Below are 19,844 nucleotides of genomic sequence, written 5' to 3' on the forward strand. Positions count from 1 at the left end.
CCACCAACGACCCGCGTGTCCTGCAAAACCTCAGGGCAACCTTCCGCGATGTCAGGCCGGCCTAATCACCAGACGCTCTTTTCACACAGCCTCCACCCATTTCGACCGCAACGGGTTTGGCTACACGCTGGACCGGAGCACCGGCGAACTCTTGGTGGCGAAAAAATTCGATCCGGTAGTGAACTGGGCCACCGGGATCGACATGGACAAGGGCTCAAGCCGTTACGGGCGCCCCCTGGTCGATCCGCGCCGTTCACCCGATAAAACGGGAGAGGACGAGACCACCACCGGCATCTGCCCCGGTGCCATCGGCGCCAAGAACGAGCAACCGGCGGCGTATTCGCCGATCACCCGGCTGTTCTATGTGCCGACCAACCACATCTGCATGAGCTACGAGCCGTTCCACGTCACCTATACGCCCGGCATCCCCTACGTCGGCGCCACCGTGACCCTGCAACCGACCGAGGACGGGCCCGAGACGGGTCGGTTCATCGCTTGGGACGGCGTTGCCGGAAAGGTCGTCTGGTCGAACACCGAGCCGTTCTCAGTCTGGTCCGGCGCCCTCGCCACGGCCGGCGGCGTGGTGTTCTATGGAACGCTGGAAGGTTACCTGAAGGCCGTCGATGCAAGCACGGGCCGCGAGCTCTACCGGTTCAAGACGCCGTCGGGCATCATCGGCAACGTGACGACCTACCTCCATCGCGGCAGGCAATACGTCGCCGTGCTCTCGGGCGTCGGAGGCTGGGCGGGGATCGGGCTCGCGGCCGGTCTCACCGATCCGGCGGACGGGGCCGGCGCGGTGGGCGGCTATGCGGCGCTCTCGCGCTACACGGCGCTGGGCGGACAACTCACGGTCTTCGCTCTTCCCGAAACGCGGGACTGATGCTTCAGGAGACGCTCGTCACGCCGTCGTGGGCCCGAAGGGCGGCCACGATCTCGTCGAAGCTCTTCTCCGGGATGTGGACATAGGACACGTCGATTGTGTCGATGCCATCCTCCGCCGTCGGCTGCGCCACGAATTGTATGAGGCGGGAGGCGAAGGAACCGGACATCGTCCGCAGGCTCTCGATGGTGACCGCGCCGCGCCTGGCCGTGATGGTGAGCGTCCGTGTCTGCGCCCGCTCGCGGTAGCGCTTCTCCAGCGGCTTCATTCCCGCCAGGATCAGGAGAACGATGGCGGTGGTCGCGATCGCCGCCACGTAGAGGCCCGTTCCCGCAGCCAAGCCGATGGCGGCCACGGCCCACAATCCCGCCGCCGTGGTGAGGCCCTTCACCATTTCTCCGCGCAGCATGATCGTGCCGGCACCGAGAAAGCCGATGCCGGACACAACCTGTGCCGCCATGCGCGACGGATCCAGAGAGACGTTCGGCGTACCGAGAATGTCCGAAAAGCCGAAGGCCGAGACGATGACGATCAGGCAGGACCCGACGCAGACGAGCATGTGCGTCCGCATCCCCGCCGCCCAGACGAGGCGCTCGCGCTCGAAACCCACGGCGCTGCCGAGCAGCGCCGCGAGCAGGAGACGGCCCAGGATCTCGAAATTGCCGATCATGTGCAGTCCATCCGCTCAGAGCCAGTCGGTCGCTCCTAAGCAGAGACGAGAACGGCGACAATCCTGCCGCCGTCCCTGTTCACCCGTCGACGGGCCTATTTGTCGGGCTTCTCGGAAATGATTGCGCCGGTCTTCGGATCGGCGTGGAATTCCATCTTCACGCCGTTCTTCATGCCCTCGCCCTCCCAATGGCCGTCATCCGCCTCGAATTCGGTGATGTCGGTATAGCCGGCGGCCATCAGCTTCTGCTTGACCTGCTCGGCCGGCATCCAGTCCGCACCGGGCTTGTCGGCGAGAGCGATGCCGGCGGACCCGGCGGTGAGGAGCAGGGCGAGGAGCGCGGGTTTCAGGACACTCATGGGTTCCTCCAAGATTTCGTTTGCCGTCTAAAAGCAAACATCTGCCCTGGTTTTCCGGTTCCGGAGGCAAATCACCTGAGGGAGGCGGCAATCGCCTGCTGGATGCCGAGGATGTCGGCGCCGCGCTTGAGCGTCTTCCTGATCGGCTCCGGCCGGCCGGAGACCCAGATCGCCAGTTCCGAATCGAAGTCGAAACTGCCCGCCGTCTCCACCGAGAAGCAGGTGATTGCCCGATAGGGCACGGTCATGTAGGCGACCTTGCGCCCGGTCATGCCCTGCTTGTCCACGAGGATCAGCCGCCGGTCGGTGAAGACGATGAGGTCGCGGATCACCCGGAAGGCGACCTGCACCGTCTCGCCCTGGGTGAGGATTCCCGCGAGGCTGTCGTTCACCTCCTGCGGAGAGAGGTCGCTGCCATGGCCGAACAGGCCGTCGAGAATTCCCATTGCGCCGCCTATCCCGAAAATGCCGCCTTGCCCCTATCTAGGGACGAGCCGGCCCGGCACATCCTCCGCCGGTCGTCCTTTTTCTCGGGACCCGTCTGCCGTCCGGAGCTGCATGATGTCCGCTACAACCCCCGTTCCCCTGCGCCTCGGGGTGAATATCGACCACGTCGCCACCGTGCGTAACGCTCGCGGCGGCATCCATCCCGATCCCGTCGCCGCCGCCCTGCTCGCGGTGGAAGCCGGGGCGGACGGCATCACCGCGCATCTGCGCGAGGACCGCCGGCATATCCGCGACGCCGATATCGAGGCGCTGATGGCGAAGCTCTCCGTGCCGCTCAATTTCGAGATGGCAGCGACCGACGAGATGGTGGGGATCGCGACCCGCCTCCGGCCGCACGCCTCCTGCCTCGTTCCCGAGAAGCGCGAGGAGCGCACCACCGAGGGCGGCCTCGACATCGTCGGGCAGGCGGCGCACCTCGCCCCCCGGATCGCCGCCCTGTCGGCCGCCGGCATCCGCGTTTCGCTTTTCGTCGAGCCCGACGAGGCGGTGATGGACGCGGCTGTCCGTCTCGAAGCACCCGTGGTCGAGTTGCATACGGGGAGCTATTGCGAGGCCGTCGCTGAGGGCGATGGCAGGCGGGTGGCGCATGAACTCGCCCGCATCGCGCGGGCTGCCGATTACGGCTCGCGGATCGGCCTCGAAATCCATGCCGGGCACGGTCTCGCCCTCGACAGCGTCGGGCCGGTGGCGGCCCTTCGGCAACTCGCCGAACTCAATATCGGCCACTCGCTCATCGGCGAGGCCATCTTCTGGGGGCTCGGCCAGGCGATCCGCGACATGCGCGCCGCGATGGACCGGGCGCGGGCGGGGATCGCGGCATGATCGTCGGCATCGGCTCGGACCTCTGCGACATCCGCCGGATCGAGCGGTCCCTCGAGCGCTACGGCGAGCGCTTCACCCATCGGGTTTATACCGATGGCGAGCGCGCGAAGTCGGAGGGCCGCGCCGCCCGCGCCCCGTCCTATGCGAGGCGCTTCGCCGCCAAGGAGGCCTGTGCCAAGGCCCTTGGCACCGGCATGAGCCACGGCGTGTTCTGGCGCGACATGGAGGTGGTGAGCCTGCCGGGCGGGGCGCCGACCCTGTGCCTCACCGGGGGCGCGGCGGAGCGCCTGCGGGCGATGATTCCCGCCGGGCATGCCGCGAAGATCCACGTGACGCTCACCGACGATCCGCCCATGGCGCAAGCATTCGTGATCATCGAAGCCTTGCCCCTTCCGGCCGCGCATGCTGAGCCGGCGACCGCTCGCGTTGCGGCCCCCGACCGCATGGTCTAGACCGCCGGTCTTCACCGACAGTCGATCGGGTTCGCGCGTCGAGCCGGAGATTGCAGACAGATGGAACGAGCGCGCGTGGATCACCAGACGAAGCGAGACCTGAGGGCGGCCGATACCGGCGCCTGGGCGAGCATCAAGGAGACGGTCAAGGTCGGCGTCCAGGCGCTGCTGATCGCCCTCGTGGTGCGCACGCTGCTCTTCCAGCCGTTCAACATCCCCTCGGGGTCGCTGGTTCCGACGCTTCTCGTGGGCGACTACCTGTTCGTGTCCAAGTACTCCTACGGATATTCCAAGTACTCTCTCCCCCTGAGTGAGTACCTGCCCTTCAAGGCCGACGGTCGGATCTGGGCGGCGGAGCCCAAGCGCGGCGACATCGCCGTGTTCAAGCTGCCGAAGGACAATGCCACCGATTACATCAAGCGCGTCATCGGCCTGCCCGGCGACAAGATCCAGATGAAGGCCGGCATCCTGTACATTAACGACGTGGCGGTGAAGCGCGAGCGCATCGCCCCCTACGAGACCACCGGTCCGTACGGCGAGGAGACGAAGGTCGAGCAATATACCGAGACCCTGCCCAACGGCGTGGTGCATCAGGTGATCGAGCGCGAGGGCGACAACGGCTACTGGGACAATACCGAGCCTTATCTGGTGCCGCCGGGCCGTTACTTCATGATGGGCGACAACCGCGACAATTCCACGGATTCGCGCGATCTCGCCAATGTCGGCTTCGTGCCGTTCGAGAATTTCGTCGGCCGCGCCGAAATGATCTTCTTCTCCATCGACGAGGGCACGCCCGCCTGGCAGATTTGGCAATGGCCGACGAAGGTGCGGTGGGGCCGCATCTTCAGCAGCATCCATTAGGACGATCGATCGTGGATGAGGAGGCGCGTCCTTCCAGCCGGGCGCGGCGCGCACCGCGACCCAAGCCCGGCCTGAACGTGCTCGAAGAGCGGATCGGCCATGTCTTTGCCGACCGCAGCCTGCTGTCCCTGGCCCTGACCCATGTCAGCAAGGCCGGTGGCGGCGGACGGGTGGGAAGCTACCAGCGCCTCGAGTTCCTCGGTGACCGGGTGCTCGGCCTCGCCATCGCGGACCTCCTCTACGAAGCGTTTCCCCAGGCGGATGAGGGTGACCTGTCGCGGCGTCTCGCCGGGCTCGTGCGCCGGGAGACCTGCGCCGCCGTGGCGACGGCCTGGGATGTCGGGCCGCATCTTGCCCTCGGCCCGGGCGAGATCCAGAGCGGCGGCCGCCGCAACCAGACGATCCTGGCGGATGCCTGCGAATCGATCCTCGGCGCGATCTTCCTCGATGCCGGATACGAGGCGGCCAAAGCCATCGTCCTGACGGCCTTCGCGCCCGGCACCGACACGGCGGCGCCGCGCGGACGCGACGCGAAATCCGCCCTTCAGGAATGGGCGATGGGCCGCGCTCTGCCGATCCCGGTCTACGACGTCGTGGAGCGGTCCGGTCCGGACCACGCCCCCGTCTTCAGGATCGCCGCGCGTGTCGAGGGCCTGGAGCCCGGATACGGCACCGGCCCTTCGAAACGCCTCGCCGAGCAGGAGGCCGCCCGCCTCGTCCTCGACCGCGAGGTCCACGGTGTGAGCCAGCAGGCCGGCGCGCGCCCCCTCAACGGAATGGAGACGTCGGCGGGCGTCGGTGAAGAAAGCGACTCCGATGCCTGACGACCACAACGATTTCGACGACGAGGACGATCTGCCCCCTCAGGCCCCGATGCCCGAGATCAAGCCGCTGCCGGTCATTCCGGCGGATTCGAGCGCGGGCTTCGTCGCCCTGATCGGCGTTCCCAATGCCGGCAAGTCGACCCTGCTCAACAGCCTCGTGGGCACCAAGGTCTCCATCGTCTCCCGCAAGGTCCAGACGACGCGGGCGCTGGTGCGCGGCATCGTCATGGAGGGCAGCGCCCAGATCATCCTGGTGGACACGCCCGGCATCTTCGCGCCCAAGCGCCGCCTCGATCGGGCGATGGTGCATTCCGCCTGGAGCGGGGCCGCCGATGCCGACGCGATCTGCCTGCTGGTCGATGCCCGCAAGGGCGTCACCGAGGAGGTCGAGGCGATCCTCGCCCGTCTGCCCGAGGTGCGCCGCCCCAAGGCGCTGATCCTCAACAAGATCGACCTGATCCCGCGCGACCGGTTGCTGGCCCTTGCCGCCTCGCTTAACGAGCGCATCGCCTTCGCCCATACCTTCATGATCTCCGCGCTCAACGGCGACGGCATCGACACGCTGCGCAAGACCCTGGCCGGGATGATGCAGCCCGGCCCCTGGCTCTACCCGGAGGACCAGGTCTCGGACGCGCCGCTCCGCATGCTTGCCGCCGAGATCACCCGCGAGAAGCTCTACGACAGGCTTCACGAGGAACTGCCTTACCGCTCCACCGTCGAGACCGACCAGTGGGTGGCCAAGACCGATGGCTCTGTCCGGATCGAGCAGACGATCTTCGTGGAGCGCGAGAGCCAGCGCTCCATCGTGCTCGGCAAGGGCGGCCAGACCATCAAGGCGATCGGGCAGGCGGCGCGGCGCGAGATCGCCGAGGCGGCCGATCAGCCCGTCCACCTGTTCCTGCACGTCAAGGTGCGCGAGAACTGGGCCGACGACCCGGCGCGCTATCGCGAAATGGGACTCGAATTCCCGCGCGGGTGAAGGCAGGCCCTATGTCGCACGGCATGTTCGAGGTATCGGATACTCGTGTCATGCTGCGCCGCCGCATAAACCACAGTATCGTTTCGCGGAAGGTTGGGGTTCTCAAGGCGGAGTTTCAATTGAATGGCCTGCTTTGAATGATTCCGTACAGAATAGCTTGGCAATGACTTGACAGGCTGTTGCCAACCGATTCGCTCGATTTTGCGAATTTGGCGGATGCCGCGAAGATAACCTTTCCAACGAGGCCATCGCCGGCTACCAATCATGAGGCCGCACTCGATTCCGAGTCGCGGACCTCTCTATCCTCCTCTTAACGCCCAACTCTCGAGGCGCGCGTGCTGTCGCGCCGGATCCATCAATGATGCCTTCTCCCACCGTCCCGGATGCCGTCTATGGTTCACCTCCCGCCGAACTGGCCGACGTGTCCGCAGGAGCGGCCCAACTCTCGCCGCTGATCCCCGGGTCGGTCCGGCTCGAGGACATCGCCGAGGGCAGCCTCGAGAGCGTGACCATGCTGGCCCCGGCGGGGACCATCGAGCGGCGCTACGCGCTCTCCCTGTCGTTGCGCGCCCTGCGTCCGGGCGGTCGTCTGCGTGCCCTGGCGCCGAAGGACAAGGGCGGCGCCCGCCTCGGCCGCGAGCTGAAGGAGTTCGGCTGCGAGCCGGCCGAGACCGCCAAGCGGCATCACCGGATCTGCGACGTCGCCCGGCCCGCCGCGATCATCGACCTCGACGAGGTGATCCAGGAAGGCGCCCCCCGCCATATCGACAACCTCGCCCTGTGCACGCAGCCCGGCGTCTTCTCCTGGGACCGGCTCGATCCGGGCACGGCGCTGCTCCTGGCCAACCTGCCGGCCCTGTCCGGCCGGGGCGCCGATTTCGGCTGCGGCATTGGCATCCTCGCCCGTGCCGTCCTCGCCTCCCAGGGCGTGACCGGGCTGACCCTGATCGACATCGACCGGCGCGCCGTGGAGATGGCCCGCCGCAACGTGGGTGATCCCCGCGCCGACATCCGCTGGGCCGACATCCGCTCCACCGACGTCACCCTGGAGCGCCTGGACTTCGTGGTGATGAACCCGCCCTTCCACGATGGCGGGATCGAGGATCGCTTCCTCGGCGAGGTCTTCATCCGTCGCGCCGCCGAGACGTTGAGGCCGGGTGGCACGCTCTGGCTCACGGCCAACGCGCACCTGCCCTACGAGGCGCCCCTGAAAGCCGCCTTCAAGGCCGTCACGCTGAAGGCCTCGGCCGGCGGCTACAAGATCTACGAAGCGCGCAAGTGAGCGTGCCTTCGTGAGCAAGAGCCCGAGCCTCAGGCTCGATCGCCTGCTGGCGAATCTCGGTTACGGCTCGCGCCGGGAGATCGGCCTTCTCGCCAAGGCCGGTCTCATCGTGCTCGACGGGGCGCCCCTGCGCGACGCCAACCAGCGCATCGCCGTGACTCCCGACCTGTCCGAGCGCATGGTCGTGGACGGCGATCCCCTCGACCCGCCGCCGGGCCTCGCTTTGATGATGCACAAGCCGCTGGGCGTGACCTGCTCCCACAAGGAGGCCGGCCCCCTGGTCTACGGCCTGCTGCCGGAGCGCTGGCGCCGGCGCGACCCGGCCTTGTCAACCATCGGCCGCCTCGACAAGGAGACCTCCGGCCTCCTGCTGCTCACCGATGACGGGGCGTTCCTGCACAAGGTGATCGCGCCGAAATCGAACGTGGCCAAGCGCTACCGCGTGGTGCTCGACCGTCCGCTCAAGGGCGACGAGGTCATGGTGCTGGGGAGCGGATCGATGCTGCTCGACGGCGAGGACAAGCCGCTCCTTCCGGTGGAGATGGAGGTCGAAGACGAGACCCATGTGGTCGTGACTCTGCATGAGGGCCGCTATCATCAGGTCCGCCGCATGTTCGCGGCGCTGGGCAACCACGTCACCGCCCTGCATCGCGACCGGATCGGCGGCCTGACCCTGCCGGCCGACCTCGAAGCCGGCGCTTACCGCATCCTCACCCAGGAAGACATTCGTGCCGTCCTGGGCGCGCCCTCGGTCTCCTGATCGATTGAGGAGCGCCGCGAGCGCGACTGAACTCCCATCGTCTTGCCTCGGTGGATATCCTCTGCTAAGGCCCCGCCCATTCCACACGCGGAGCCGGCCTCATGCCTGAATGAGGCGTTTCCGGTGATCGTTCCTTTCGGGGGGCGGTCGCTTCCTCCGCGGCGGCATCAACCGGAAGAGAAAACGATCATGGCCGTTGATTTCACGATGCGTCAGCTCCTCGAAGCGGGCGCCCATTTCGGACACCAGTCCCACCGCTGGAACCCGAAGATGCAGACCTACATCTTCGGTACCCGCAACAACATCCACATCATCGATCTGGCCCAGACCGTGCCGGCTCTTCACCAGGCCCTCCAGGCCGTGAGCGACACCGTGGCCAAGGGCGGCCGCGTGCTGTTCGTCGGTACCAAGCGTCAGGCCGCCGACACGATCGCGGAAGCCGCCAAGCGTTCGGCCCAGTACTACGTCAACTCCCGCTGGCTCGGCGGCATGCTGACCAACTGGAAGACCATCTCGGGCTCGATCGCCCGTCTGCGCAAGGTCGACGAGACCCTCGAAGGTGGTGGCCAGGGCCTCACCAAGAAGGAGCGCCTGATGCTGTCCCGTGAGAAGGACAAGCTCGAGAAGGCTCTCGGCGGCATCAAGGACATGGGCGGCGTGCCCGACCTGCTGTTCGTGATCGACACCAACAAGGAGCAGCTCGCGATCAAGGAGGCCCAGCGCCTCGGGATCCCGGTGGCGGCCATCGTCGACACCAACTGCAACCCCGACGGCATCACCTATGTCGTCCCGGCCAACGACGATGCCGGCCGCGCGATCTCGCTCTATTGCGACCTCATCGCCCGCGCCGCCATCGACGGCATCTCGCGTGGCCAGGGCTCCAGCGGCATCGATCTCGGCGCCTCCGAGGCTCCCGTCCCCGAGGAACTCCCGCAGGAAGAGGCTGCCATCTCGGTGGAATCCGGTGCTCTCGACCCGGCCGACGTGGCCGCACTCGTCGAGTCCACCGAGCATTTCGAACTGCTCTCCGCTCCCCGCGGCGCTCCGGACGACCTGTCCAAGCTCCACGGTGCCGGCCCGCAGATCGTGCAGAAGCTCAACGATGCCGGCGTCTACCATTACTGGCAGATCGCCGCGATGACCGACGCGGAAGTCGCGAAGGTCGATGCCGACCTGAAGCTCAACGGCCGTATCAGCCGCGACGGCTGGGTCGATCAGGCCCGTGGCTTCGCCGAGGCCGCTGCCGCCGTTTGATCGCACAGGCATCCCGGTGACGGGACGCCGCCGCTGACGTCGAAACCATCCCCGAAGCCCGGCGCTGACCCTAGCGTCGGGCTCCTTTATCATTTGAGACAGACCCGAAGAGAGGACTCGCCATGGCCAACATCACCGCCGCATTGGTGAAAGAGCTCCGCGAAAAGACCGGCGCGGGCATGATGGACTGCAAGGGCGCACTCAACGAGACGGACGGCGACATCGAAGCCGCCGTCGACTGGCTGCGTAAGAAGGGCCTCGCCAAGGCCGCCAAGAAGGCCGGCCGCGTCGCCGCCGAGGGCCTCGTGGCCGTCGAATCGTCGGGCCATCACGCCGCCATCGTCGAGGTGAATTCCGAGACCGACTTCGTCGCCCGCAACGACAGCTTCCAGGGCTTCGCTCGCGAGGCCGCCAAGCTCGCCCTCGACACCGACGGCACCCTCGAAGGCCTCGAGGCCGCGCACTTCCCCGGCGGCTCCACGACGATCAAGGAGACGCTCTCCAGCCTCATCGCCACCATCGGCGAGAACATGACCCTGCGCCGCGTCGCCAAGCTCGACGTGACCAAGGGCGTGATCGCGTCCTACGTCCACGCCCAGGTCGCCGACGGCCTCGGCAAGATCGGCGTGCTGGTGGCTCTCGAATCGGAGGGCGATGTGGAGGTTCTCTCCACCCTCGGCCGTCAGATCGCCATGCACGTCGCGGCCACCAACCCGGTGGCCCTCGACGCAGCGGGCGTTGATCAGGCCGTGCTGGAGCGTGAGAGCAACATCCTGCGCGAGAAGAACGCCGGCAAGCCGGACCACGTGCTCGCCAAGATCGTCGAGAGCGGCCTGAAGAGCTACTACAAGGAGGTCACCCTCCTGGAGCAGCCCTTCGTCCATGACGGCTCCAAGACGATCACGCAGGTGCTGAAGGAAGCCGAGGGCAAGGCCGGCGCGCCGGTCAAGCTCACGGCCTTCGTGCGCTACGCCCTCGGCGAGGGCATCGAGAAGGAAGAAGCCCCCGATTTCGCCACCGAAGTCGCCGCCGCCGCCCGCGGCTGATACGGCCTTCGATCCGAGACGGGTCTCCCTGTGAAACGGGCGGCGGCAGCGATGCCGCCGCCCGTTTCGCGTTTCCGGTCTCCGGCCTCGTGGCGTTTCTCCACAGCTTTGGGGGCGTAATGGGGGATGACGCGCTAACGGCGTCCTGCCCCTCGACCTTCGCGACCGCCTTGCGATAGACAGCGGACAATTCCGATTGGATCGTTCGGCCTTGTGCCGGTGCTCGAGGGGACTGGCGCCATGTCGATGACCAAACCATTTCGCCGCGTGCTCGTGAAACTGTCGGGCGAGGCCCTGGCCGCCCCGGACGGGTATTGGCTGCATCCCCCTCTTCTCGCGGCCCTGGCGGACGATATCGCCAAGACCCTGGAGGCTGGCTTCCAGGTCGCTCTCGTCGTCGGCGGCGGCAACATGATCCGGGGCGCGCGCATCTCGTCGGCGGGCTGGATCGATCGCGCCACCGGCGACTCGCTGGGCATGATCGCCACGGTGATGAATTCCCTCGCCCTGGAGACGGCGCTGAATGCTGCCGGCGTGCCCGCCCGCACCATGTCCGCCGTGTCGATGCCGACCATCTGCGAGACCTATGCGCGCCAGCCGGCCCTTCACCATCTCGACAAGGGCCAGGTGGTTGTCCTCGCCGGCGGCACCGGCAACCCGTATTTCACCACCGACACCGCCGCCGTCCTGCGCGCGGCCGAACTGCGCTGCGGAGCCGTGCTCAAGGCGACCCAGGTGGACGGTGTCTATTCGGCCGATCCGAAGAAGGACCCGTCGGCGGTGCGGTTCGATCGCCTGACCCATGACGATGCCATCGCCCGCGATCTCAAGATCATGGATACCGCCGCCTTCGCTCTCGCCCGCGAGAGCCGCATCTCCATCGTCGTCGGCTCGGTCCACGCGCCGAGTTCGGTGACCGCGATCCTCACCGGGAACGCCCCTTCGACGCATGTCGTGCCCTGACGGCACCCTGTCTCAAGTATCGGATTGGCCGTGCCGAGTTGATGTGCGGCGGTCTGTCAGTCGATCGATGCTTCTGTCCTCAGGGTTTCTTGAGGATTTTAGGTCGTCCTGGGAAAGGGAACGCCTGCCGCACGCCCGAAGCGGCTACCGAGCATAGTCGATGCCCTTGTCGCAGATCGTTTTCTATAGCCGGAATCTCGTCAAGCTAACGGGTGGTTCGATGCGCGACATGGTCCGGGACATCCTGGCCTCCTGCAGCCGCTACGATCGCGCGTCCGGCATGACCGGGGCCCTCGTGTTCAACGAGGATTTCTTCCTCCAGGCCATGGAGGGCGAGGCATCGACGATCTCGGAGCAGCTCTGGACTCTGGCGGCGGACCGCCGTCACAGCGGCATGGTCCTCGTCTCGGCCGCCCCGGTGCAGCAGCGTTCGTTGGGGGATGGACGGTGGGCTATGCCGGCCGTTCGGAGGCCCTCAACGCCCTCTATCTCCAATACGGTCCCACCGCGAAGTTCGACCCCACGGAGATGTCCGCGACGTCCGTCATCGCCCTGCTCCGGGCGTTCACCGAGCTGGATGCGAGCCATTTCGTGCAGCGCTCCGGCCAGCCGGGGATCGTGCCGATGAAGCCGGTCGCGCGATAGGCCGATCGCGAACCCGGCTCGCACCGGCGATTTGATCCGCCGCAGCTGCGAACGCCATTTGCGACCTGTCGGATTTTGGTTCATTGAGGCCGCACGCACGGGCCCCGGCGGCCCAACGCCCTTTCTCCCTAATTTCGTCGGGACACACAGTATGGCGACCCCAGAGTTCGACCTGAACGATATCAAGCGCCGGATGCAGGGCGCCGTGAGCGCCTTGTCGAAGGATCTCGGCTCCCTGCGCACCGGACGCGCCACTCCGAGCATCCTCGATCCGATCAACGTCGATGCCTACGGGTCGTCGATGCCGATGGCCCAGGTCGCCACGGTGAGCGTTCCCGAACCGCGCCTCCTGTCGATCTCGGTCTGGGACCGCAGCATGGTCGCTGCCGTGGAGAAGGCCATCCGCGAATCCGATCTCGGGCTGAACCCCCAGACCGAAGGCCAGACCATCCGTCTGCGCGTGCCGGAGATGAACGAGCAGCGCCGCAAGGAAATGGTCAAGGTCGCTCATAAATACACCGAGGAGGCCCGCGTCGCGGTCCGCCACGTCCGCCGCGATGCGCTCGACCATCTCAAGAAGCTCGAGAAGGAAAGCGCCATCAGCGAGGACGACGAGAAGCGTCAGGCCACCGAGGTGCAGAAGGTGACCGACCAGCACATCGCCGAGATCGACGGCGTTCTCGCCTCGAAGGAAAAGGAAATTATGCAGGTCTAGGTTTCGGACAGGTATGGAATCGACGGAATCAGGGACGGGGAGAAGCGCGTTGGGTCGCTCAGAGGGCGCGCGTCAAATCGAGGTATCTGCGGCCGGGGATAGGGATGCGGCCGCTGCCACGGTCGGCCTCGCCTCGCGCGATGCCGCGCCGTCGGGGTCCGGCCCGTCTCCCGTCACCCGTCCGGCGGCGCCCGCCCATGTGGCCATCATCATGGATGGCAACGGCCGCTGGGCTGCGCGCCGTGGTCTGCCGCGCGTGGAGGGGCATCGCCGCGGCGTCGAGGCCGTCCGCCGCGCGGTCCGTTCCGCGATCGAACTCGGCGTCTCCTATCTGACGATCTACAGCTTCTCCTCCGAGAACTGGCGCCGGCCGCTGGCCGAGATCGCCGATCTCATGGGCCTGCTGAAGCTGTTCGTGCGTCGCGACCTCGCCGAGCTCCACGGCAACAACGTGCGCGTCAAGATCATCGGCGCCCGCGAGGGCCTGAGCCCCGATATCGCCGCGCTGCTCGACGAGGCCGAGTCGCGGACCCGGGGCAATACCGGGCTCACCCTGGTGATCGCCTTCAATTATGGCGGGCGCCAGGAAATCCTGCGGGCGGTCCGGACCCTGGCCCAGGCCGTGGCCGACGGGCGGATGAGCCCCGCCGAGATTGGCCTCGAAGCCATCTCCCAAGCCCTCGACACCACCGGCATTCCCGATCCCGACCTCGTCATCCGGACCTCCGGCGAGCAGCGCCTGTCGAACTTCCTCACGTGGCAGACGGCCTACGCCGAATACGTGATCGTGCCGGAATTCTGGCCGGATTTCGATCACGCCTGCTTCCATGCGGCCATCGACGAGTATCATCGCCGCGACCGCCGCTTCGGTGGCCTCAGCGGCAAGGCCGGGTGATGGTCTCGCCCGGCGACGCGGCGTCTGCGCCGAGGCGTGGCCCCCTCGGCGGCCGCGAGTTCCAGCTGCGGACCGCCTCAGCCATCGTGCTGGCGACCATCGTGCTCACCACGCTGTTCCTCGGCGGCTGGGCCTTCGCCGCCATCTGGCTCATCGCCGGCATCGTCTTCGCGGGCGAATGGATCACGATCAGCCGGATCGCGCCGCTCAGGCCTACCGTTGCGATCACGGGCCTGGGGCTGGCCGGCCTCGCCCTCTGCCTGCGCCTGGATGCATCGCCACCGGTCTGGCTCGCGGTCACCGGCGCCGCCTTGGTGGCACTCGTCGCCACGGTGCGGGATTCGGGCGGGCGGGGCCGCGTCGTCATCGGTTTCCTCAGCGCCGCCGTGCTGGCCCTGGTTCCCCCGGCCCTGCGCGACGACCCCGCCATCGGTATCTTCGGTCCGGCCTGGATGTTCGCCGTGGTCTGGTCCACGGACATCGTCGCCTACATCACCGGCCGGACCTTCGGCGGTCCGAAGCTGATGCCGTCGGTGAGCCCCAAGAAGACGTGGTCCGGCTCGCTTGGTGGTCTCGCGGCGGGCATCGCCGCCGGCACCCTGCTGGTGATGGCCGCGCGCTCGCAGGGGTGGAGCAGTCTGGCGAATGCACCTCTCGTCGCGGTCGCCATCACGAGCGCCCTCGCATCCATCCTGAGTCAGGCCGGCGATCTCGCCGAATCGGGGCTCAAGCGTCATTACGGCGTCAAGGATTCGGGCCGTTCGATCCCGGGCCATGGGGGTGTCATGGATCGGCTCGACGGCTTCTTCGCCGTGGCCGTACTCGCCGGCCTCTATCTCATCGCCCACCGCTTCGGCGTGGTCTGAAGGAATCGATTCGTTGACCCATACCGTCACCATCCTCGGCGCCACCGGGTCCATCGGTCGTTCCACCACGGATCTGCTGGCCCAGCACCCCGGGCGGTTCCAGATCGGCGCCCTCGTCGGCGGTCGCGACGCCGCCGCTTTGGCAACGCTCGCCCGCGAGATCGGGGCCGATTTCGCCGCGCTCGCCGACGAGAGCCAGGGGCCGGCCCTGCGCGAGGCCCTTTCCGGCACCGGCATCGCCAATGGGGCAGGCGATAGCGCCGTCCTCGAGGCGGTGGCCCGTGACGCCGACATCGTCGTGGCGGCGGTGAGCGGTGCGGCGGGTCTGCGCCCGACCCATGCGGCCCTGCGCCTCGGCCGCACGGTGGCGCTCGCCAACAAGGAGAGTCTCGTCTGCGCCGGCGACGCCTTCATGCGCGACGCCGCGCGGTTCAAGGCGACGCTGCTGCCGGTCGATTCCGAGCACAACGCCCTGGCCCAGGCTCTCGGCGATGGCCGCGTCTCGGACGTGACCAAGATGACCATCACCGCTTCCGGCGGTCCGTTCCGCACCTGGACGCGGGAGCGCATCGCGGCGGCCTCGCCCACGGAAGCCGCGGCTCATCCGACGTGGTCGATGGGGATGAAGATCAACATCGATTCGGCCTCGCTCATGAACAAGGGCCTCGAACTCATCGAGGCGCATCACCTGTTCTCCATCGAGGCCGAGCGCCTCGACGTGATCGTGCATCCGCAATCCATCGTGCACGGCCTCATCACCTGGCGCGACGGCGCCGTGACGGCGGGCCTCGCCATGCCGGACATGCGCGTCCCCATCGCCCATTGCCTCGGCCTCGGCGACCGTCTGACCATCGAGCGGGGACGCTCCCTCGATCTCGCCGCCGTCGGCAGCCTCACCTTCGAGGCGGCGGACGAGGCGCGTTTCCCCTGCCTGCGCATCGCCCGCGCCGCGCTCGCGGAGGGCGGCGCCGCCCCAACGGTGATGAATGCCGCCAACGAGATCGCGGTGGCCGCCTTCATCAGCGGCGAGATCGGCTTCTACGGGATCGCCGAACTGGTGGAGCGGGCCTGCGAGCATTTCGCCCCCGAGTATCGCCGCGCGCCGGCCGACGTGGACGAGGCTCTGGCCATCGACGCCCATGTCCGCGCCTGGAGCGCCAAGGCGCTGCCGTCCGCCGCCTGAGGCCCGCTCAGAACAGGGCGAATCGCGGTTTCGCCGTCATCAGCCAGACGATGCCGAGCATGGCGGCGAAGGCGGGAAAACCGCAGGCGAACCAGATCCGGTACAGCCTGTGATAGCGCGGCGGCAGGGGCATTTCCGATTGGGCCGCTCCCCTGGCGAGGTCGCGCAGGATCATCTGGATTCTGACCACCGGCAGCCAGAACAAGCCGATGACGACGTAGAGAATCAGCGACAGGGCGATCCACCCTTCGGTGAGGGGCCAGCCCACCGCGCGTGCCAGCAGCCAGCCCGTCACCGGCTGGATGACCGCCGCCGTCGCCGTGAAGAGCGTGTCGGCGACGACCACTGTCCCCGCCACATGGGCGATCAGGTCGGGCCGTCCCGTGCGGTGCGCCATCGTCATGAAGAAGGCGATGCCGGCCCCGGTGCCCAGCAGGATCGTCGCGCCGATGAGGTGCAGCCAGCGCAGGAGATCGACGTACTCCATCGGGATCAGCGCTCGTCGGCCAGCGCATAGGCCACGAGGGCCAGCATCGCCCCGGGCAGGGTCTTGAGATAGGCGCCGAGGGGATCGAGCCAGAGGCCGGCGGCGATGGCCGAGCCGAAGAAGAGGTAGATCCCCGTCATGGCCGCCATGCCGAGCGCGGCGAGCGGCATGGTGCGCCTCATTAGGATCGCTCCCCCCAGTACCAAGTCGACGAGGATGCCGGCGAGCACCGTGACGCGCGCGGTCGCTACATCGATGCCGTGGGCGGTCATCGCCGCCATGGCGGCGTCGAGATGCGTCAGGGCGATCAGCCCCGAGAGCAGCCAGAACAGCGAGAGCGTGGCAAGGATCGCTGGCTTCAGGAGCCACAACCGCCCGAACCAGCGTTCCTGCACCCCGGACGGCATCCGCCGAAGGCTTTCCGACAGGGAGGAGAGCGGTGAGCCCGCGACCCGCTCCCAGGCGGTCGGATCTCCGTCGATGCCGGCCTCGATCTGGCGCAGTGCCGTGGTGCGGATGGGAGTCCGCCAGCCGAGTCGGCCGACGAGATCGCCCATGCGGAAACCGGCCCAAAGGAGCCAGGACGGGACCGGCAGCGCGAGCCGGGCCGGAGGGCGCCCGAGCCAGGCCCGGTAGGCCGCGACGATGTCCGGCAGGGTGTGGCCTTGCTCCTCGACGAGGTCGTAGTGCGCCCGCACGGCGATCCCTCCCTCCACCGCGAGGAGGACCGCCTGCGCCACGTCCTGCACATGGACGGTCTGGATGGGCCGGAGAGAGGGCATCCCCGTGAAGGCCACCGGAAGCGATGCAAACCCGCGGATCAGGCCGGTGGCGCCGTAGGAGACAGGCGCGAGGACGAGGCCGGGCCTCAGGATCACCCAGTCGAGATCGAGGGCGGAAAGGGCCGCATCGGCCTCGGCCTTACTGCGCAGGAACTCGGTGGGGGCATCGGACGAGGCTCCCACGGCCGAGACCTGAACGATTCGCCGGACGCCCATCTGCCGGCAGCAGTCGAACAGGGCGCGTATGGCAACTGCCTGGACGGCGCGGACATCGTCACGCGGACCGTCCTGCAGGGCGCCCGAGCAGTTCACCACGGCGTCGAATCTAGTGAGGATCGTGGCCCAATCCGCCGGCTCTGCAAGTTTCGCGATATCGCGTTCGATCCAGTCGGCGTCGGGGTGACGCCATCGCGCTGACCGGACGTCCCGCCCCAGGCCCGTGACCGCGTGCCCGGCGGCGAGGCAGCGGGAGACCACCGTCGAGCCGATGAGGCCGTAGCCTCCCAGAACCAGGATTCGCATCTCTCGGTGATCCGCCGCTCCGATCGCGTCTCGGGCCACCCTTGCCAGCTTTGCCTGAATCAAGCGTGACCGTTCGCGAGGCGGAGACCCGTCAATCCTCGGGTCCGTAGGCCGCGAAGAACACGCGGATGGCCTCGCTCACGCGGGGGGCGATCTCGCCTTGCGTCACCGGACCGCCCGCCGCGAAGAGCAGGCGCGTCAGTAGCCCGGCCTGGCACAGGTGAAGAAAGTGCTTGGCAGCGAGTTCCGTATCCGCTCGGCGCAGGCGACCCGCCGCCACCTGGCGGTCGAGATAGGCGGTGAGCCGCGTCACCCCCTGCGCCGGGCCGGCCTCGTAGAAGGCCTGGCCGAAGCGCGGAAACTTCTCCGTCGCCCCGATCACCATGCGGATGATCGCCACGTGGTCCGGACGGATCATGTGGACAAGGTAGGTCTCGCCCAGCCGGGTGAGGACCCCGCGCACGTCCGGATCGTCGGCATCGAGCTGGAACAGGGCCTCGGCGAGGCCGCGCTTCTCCTCCAGCGTCAACGCCTCGAACAGAGCCTCCTTGCTGTCGAAATAGACGTAGAGCGTGCCTTTCGAGACGCCGGCGGACTTGGCGATCTCGCCCATGCTTGCGCCGTCGAAGCCGGATGCCATGAAGACCGAGCGCGCGCCGTCGAGGATCTGCCGGCGCTTGTCGGTCTCCGCCGGGTTTCGCGCGCCCGTCCTGTCCGACGTCGGAACGTCCCCTCCGCCTGTCACCACCTCTTCCTCCGATTGACCGAACCGTTCAGTCATCATACCTAGGTGCAATCGACGGCTTCGGTCAATCCGACGCCGAAAATGACCGAACGGTTCGGTCATTTCACTTGTTTCGGGACGGGATCATGTCTCTGCGTGACGATGATGGGCACCGCGACGTGTCCTCCGGTGCGGTCCATTCCGACGATGCCGTGGCGTCGCCGGCAATTCCTGTCGTGGCCGAACCACCGGTCGCGCCACCGGCCGCAGCGAACGTGTCGCCACCGAAGCGACGTCCTCTGCGCAAGGCCATCCTGGCGAGCCTCGTCGTTCTCGGACTCGCGGGCGGCGGTTACAAGGGCTACGAATGGTGGACGGTCGGGCGCTTCTTCGTCTCCACCGACGATGCCTACGTCCAGGCCGACATCTCGATCCTCGCCGCCAAGGTGCCGGGCTATCTCGCCGCCGTGCCGGTAATGAACGGGCAGGCGGTAAAGAAGGGCGATGTGATCGCGCGTCTCGACGACGGTGATTATCGCCTCGCCGCCCAAGCCGCACATGACAAGCTTGCGACGCAGCAGGCGACCATCGCCCGCATCGGCCGGCAGATGGAGGCCGCGCAGGCCCAGATCCTTCAGAGCGCCGCGCAGATCGATGCGGCCAAGGCCGATTCCATTCGCGCCGCCGCCGATTACGCCCGCCAGCAGCAGCTGGAGAAAGTCGATTTCGTCGCCAAATCGCGGATCGAGCAGGCCCTGGCCGATCGCAACCGCACCGAGGCCACGGTGAAAGGGGCCGAGGCGAATCTGGCCATGATGAAGGCCAATGTCGAGGTACTGCGGGCTCAGGGCCGGGAGGCCGAAGGGCTCGCGGCCGAGTTGAAGACCGCCGAGGACAGGGCCGACCGCGACCTCGCCTTCACGGTGATCCATGCGCCTTTCGACGGCGTCGTGGGCAACAAGGCGGTGGAGGCGGGCGCCTATGTTGCGCCGGGGTCGCGCATCGCCGCTCTAGTCCCCCTTGAGAGCGTCCGGATCGACGCGAACTTCAAGGAGACGCAAGTCGAGCGGATGCATGCCGGCCAGCAGGTCCATATCGCGGTAGACGCCTATCCCGGTCGGGACATCGTCGGCGCGGTCGAATCCCTGTCGCCGGCCTCGGGCTCTGTCTTCAGCCTGCTGCCGCCGGACAACGCCACCGGCAATTTCACCAAGATCGTGCAGCGCCTGCCGGTGCGTATCCACGTGCCGGCGGACGTTGCCAGTGAGGGGCTCCTGCGTCCGGGCCTCTCCGTCACCGTGCGTGTCGATACCCGCGACGGGGGAGAGCCCGTCCGCACGGCGTGGCGGCATTAGGGGGCTAT

Annotated in this window: 22 protein-coding genes and 1 pseudogene; 17 read left to right on the forward strand and 6 right to left on the reverse strand. The window is 67.5% G+C overall.

Features of this window, described 5'->3' with window-relative positions; genetic code table 11:
• Positions 1 to 94 precede the first annotated feature (94 nt).
• Positions 95 to 883 (forward strand): annotated as a pseudogene (locus ASF26_RS17735) (PQQ-binding-like beta-propeller repeat protein); the annotation flags it as partial.
• Positions 884 to 887: 4 nt separating this feature from the next.
• Here the strand turns inward: ASF26_RS17735 and ASF26_RS17740 are convergent.
• The 3 genes from ASF26_RS17740 to ASF26_RS17750 all read right to left on the reverse strand — a co-directional run bounded on the left by ASF26_RS17740 (position 888) and on the right by ASF26_RS17750 (position 2,358).
• Complete coding sequence (locus tag ASF26_RS17740; RefSeq protein WP_056257000.1) at positions 888 to 1,553, reverse strand: MgtC/SapB family protein; 666 nt, start codon at positions 1,551 to 1,553, stop codon at positions 888 to 890.
• Positions 1,554 to 1,648: 95 nt separating this feature from the next.
• Positions 1,649 to 1,912 (reverse strand): PepSY domain-containing protein, encoded by a 264-nt coding sequence (locus tag ASF26_RS17745; protein ID WP_147829098.1) that lies wholly within the window; start codon positions 1,910 to 1,912, stop codon positions 1,649 to 1,651.
• Between the two features lie 71 nt (positions 1,913 to 1,983).
• Positions 1,984 to 2,358: a PH domain-containing protein gene (locus tag ASF26_RS17750; protein ID WP_018045043.1), complete on the reverse strand. Its 375-nt coding sequence runs from the start codon at positions 2,356 to 2,358 to the stop codon at positions 1,984 to 1,986.
• 115 nt (positions 2,359 to 2,473) lie between these two features.
• On the opposite strand from ASF26_RS17750, the gene ASF26_RS17755 reads away from it, so the two are divergent.
• From ASF26_RS17755 to dxr, 15 genes are all read left to right on the forward strand, one after another.
• The gene (locus ASF26_RS17755; RefSeq protein ID WP_056257548.1) at positions 2,474 to 3,241 is read left to right on the forward strand and encodes a pyridoxine 5'-phosphate synthase; all 768 of its coding nucleotides are present in this window, start codon (positions 2,474 to 2,476) and stop codon (positions 3,239 to 3,241) included.
• Positions 3,238 to 3,693, forward strand: a complete 456-nt coding sequence (gene acpS, locus ASF26_RS17760; protein WP_056257003.1) for a holo-ACP synthase — start codon at positions 3,238 to 3,240, stop codon at positions 3,691 to 3,693. Before ASF26_RS17755 ends, acpS begins: the two co-directional genes overlap by 4 nt.
• Positions 3,694 to 3,753: 60 nt before the next feature.
• Positions 3,754 to 4,554, forward strand: coding sequence for a signal peptidase I (gene lepB, locus ASF26_RS17765; RefSeq protein ID WP_027172155.1), 801 nt, complete (start codon positions 3,754 to 3,756; stop codon positions 4,552 to 4,554).
• A gap of 11 nt (positions 4,555 to 4,565) precedes the next feature.
• Entirely contained in the window at positions 4,566 to 5,378 is an 813-nt protein-coding gene (rnc, locus tag ASF26_RS17770) for a ribonuclease III (protein WP_056257008.1), read from the forward strand.
• A 49-nt stretch (positions 5,379 to 5,427) separates the two neighbouring features.
• A complete protein-coding gene (gene era / locus ASF26_RS17775; protein ID WP_085984279.1) occupies positions 5,428 to 6,357 on the forward strand; it encodes a GTPase Era in 930 nt (309 codons plus the stop codon).
• 358 nt (positions 6,358 to 6,715) lie between these two features.
• Positions 6,716 to 7,639: a methyltransferase gene (locus ASF26_RS17780; protein ID WP_156463039.1), complete on the forward strand. Its 924-nt coding sequence runs from the start codon at positions 6,716 to 6,718 to the stop codon at positions 7,637 to 7,639.
• Positions 7,640 to 7,649: 10 nt separating this feature from the next.
• Complete coding sequence (locus ASF26_RS17785; RefSeq protein WP_056257011.1) at positions 7,650 to 8,399, forward strand: 16S rRNA pseudouridine(516) synthase; 750 nt, start codon at positions 7,650 to 7,652, stop codon at positions 8,397 to 8,399.
• A 189-nt stretch (positions 8,400 to 8,588) separates the two neighbouring features.
• Positions 8,589 to 9,653, forward strand: coding sequence for a 30S ribosomal protein S2 (locus ASF26_RS17790; RefSeq protein WP_056257015.1), 1,065 nt, complete (start codon positions 8,589 to 8,591; stop codon positions 9,651 to 9,653).
• Positions 9,654 to 9,775: 122 nt separating this feature from the next.
• Complete coding sequence (tsf, locus tag ASF26_RS17795; RefSeq protein ID WP_056140520.1) at positions 9,776 to 10,699, forward strand: translation elongation factor Ts; 924 nt, start codon at positions 9,776 to 9,778, stop codon at positions 10,697 to 10,699.
• Between the two features lie 240 nt (positions 10,700 to 10,939).
• On the forward strand, positions 10,940 to 11,662 hold the full coding sequence (pyrH, locus tag ASF26_RS17800) for a UMP kinase (RefSeq protein WP_056257018.1): 723 nt from the start codon (positions 10,940 to 10,942) through the stop codon (positions 11,660 to 11,662).
• Between the two features lie 447 nt (positions 11,663 to 12,109).
• A complete protein-coding gene (locus ASF26_RS23550; RefSeq protein WP_056257022.1) occupies positions 12,110 to 12,307 on the forward strand; it encodes a hypothetical protein in 198 nt (65 codons plus the stop codon).
• Positions 12,308 to 12,458: 151 nt separating this feature from the next.
• Positions 12,459 to 13,022 carry a ribosome recycling factor gene (frr, locus tag ASF26_RS17810; RefSeq protein ID WP_056257026.1) on the forward strand — a complete coding sequence of 188 codons (564 nt, stop codon included), beginning with the start codon at positions 12,459 to 12,461 and terminating at the stop codon, positions 13,020 to 13,022.
• Between the two features lie 49 nt (positions 13,023 to 13,071).
• Positions 13,072 to 13,917 carry an isoprenyl transferase gene (locus ASF26_RS17815; protein WP_056257029.1) on the forward strand — a complete coding sequence of 282 codons (846 nt, stop codon included), beginning with the start codon at positions 13,072 to 13,074 and terminating at the stop codon, positions 13,915 to 13,917.
• Complete coding sequence (locus ASF26_RS17820) at positions 13,917 to 14,783, forward strand: phosphatidate cytidylyltransferase (RefSeq protein WP_056257034.1); 867 nt, start codon at positions 13,917 to 13,919, stop codon at positions 14,781 to 14,783. Before ASF26_RS17815 ends, ASF26_RS17820 begins: the two co-directional genes overlap by 1 nt.
• 13 nt (positions 14,784 to 14,796) lie before the next feature.
• Positions 14,797 to 15,966 carry a 1-deoxy-D-xylulose-5-phosphate reductoisomerase gene (dxr, locus tag ASF26_RS17825; RefSeq protein ID WP_056257037.1) on the forward strand — a complete coding sequence of 390 codons (1,170 nt, stop codon included), beginning with the start codon at positions 14,797 to 14,799 and terminating at the stop codon, positions 15,964 to 15,966.
• Between the two features lie 7 nt (positions 15,967 to 15,973).
• On the opposite strand, the gene ASF26_RS17830 is transcribed toward dxr, so the two are convergent.
• The 3 genes from ASF26_RS17830 to ASF26_RS17840 all read right to left on the reverse strand — a co-directional run bounded on the left by ASF26_RS17830 (position 15,974) and on the right by ASF26_RS17840 (position 18,538).
• Complete coding sequence (locus tag ASF26_RS17830; RefSeq protein WP_056257042.1) at positions 15,974 to 16,453, reverse strand: DUF2269 domain-containing protein; 480 nt, start codon at positions 16,451 to 16,453, stop codon at positions 15,974 to 15,976.
• 5 nt (positions 16,454 to 16,458) lie between these two features.
• On the reverse strand, positions 16,459 to 17,757 hold the full coding sequence (locus ASF26_RS17835; protein WP_056257045.1) for an SDR family oxidoreductase: 1,299 nt from the start codon (positions 17,755 to 17,757) through the stop codon (positions 16,459 to 16,461).
• A 91-nt stretch (positions 17,758 to 17,848) separates the two neighbouring features.
• On the reverse strand, positions 17,849 to 18,538 hold the full coding sequence (locus ASF26_RS17840) for a TetR/AcrR family transcriptional regulator (RefSeq protein WP_244475990.1): 690 nt from the start codon (positions 18,536 to 18,538) through the stop codon (positions 17,849 to 17,851).
• 89 nt (positions 18,539 to 18,627) lie between these two features.
• On the opposite strand from ASF26_RS17840, the gene ASF26_RS17845 reads away from it, so the two are divergent.
• Positions 18,628 to 19,836, forward strand: coding sequence for an HlyD family secretion protein (locus tag ASF26_RS17845; protein ID WP_056257555.1), 1,209 nt, complete (start codon positions 18,628 to 18,630; stop codon positions 19,834 to 19,836).
• Positions 19,837 to 19,844: the final 8 nt, after the last annotated feature.

The sequence above is a fragment of the Methylobacterium sp. Leaf93 genome (assembly GCF_001422345.1).
GTDB classification, from domain to species: Bacteria; Pseudomonadota; Alphaproteobacteria; order Rhizobiales; family Beijerinckiaceae; genus Methylobacterium; species Methylobacterium bullatum.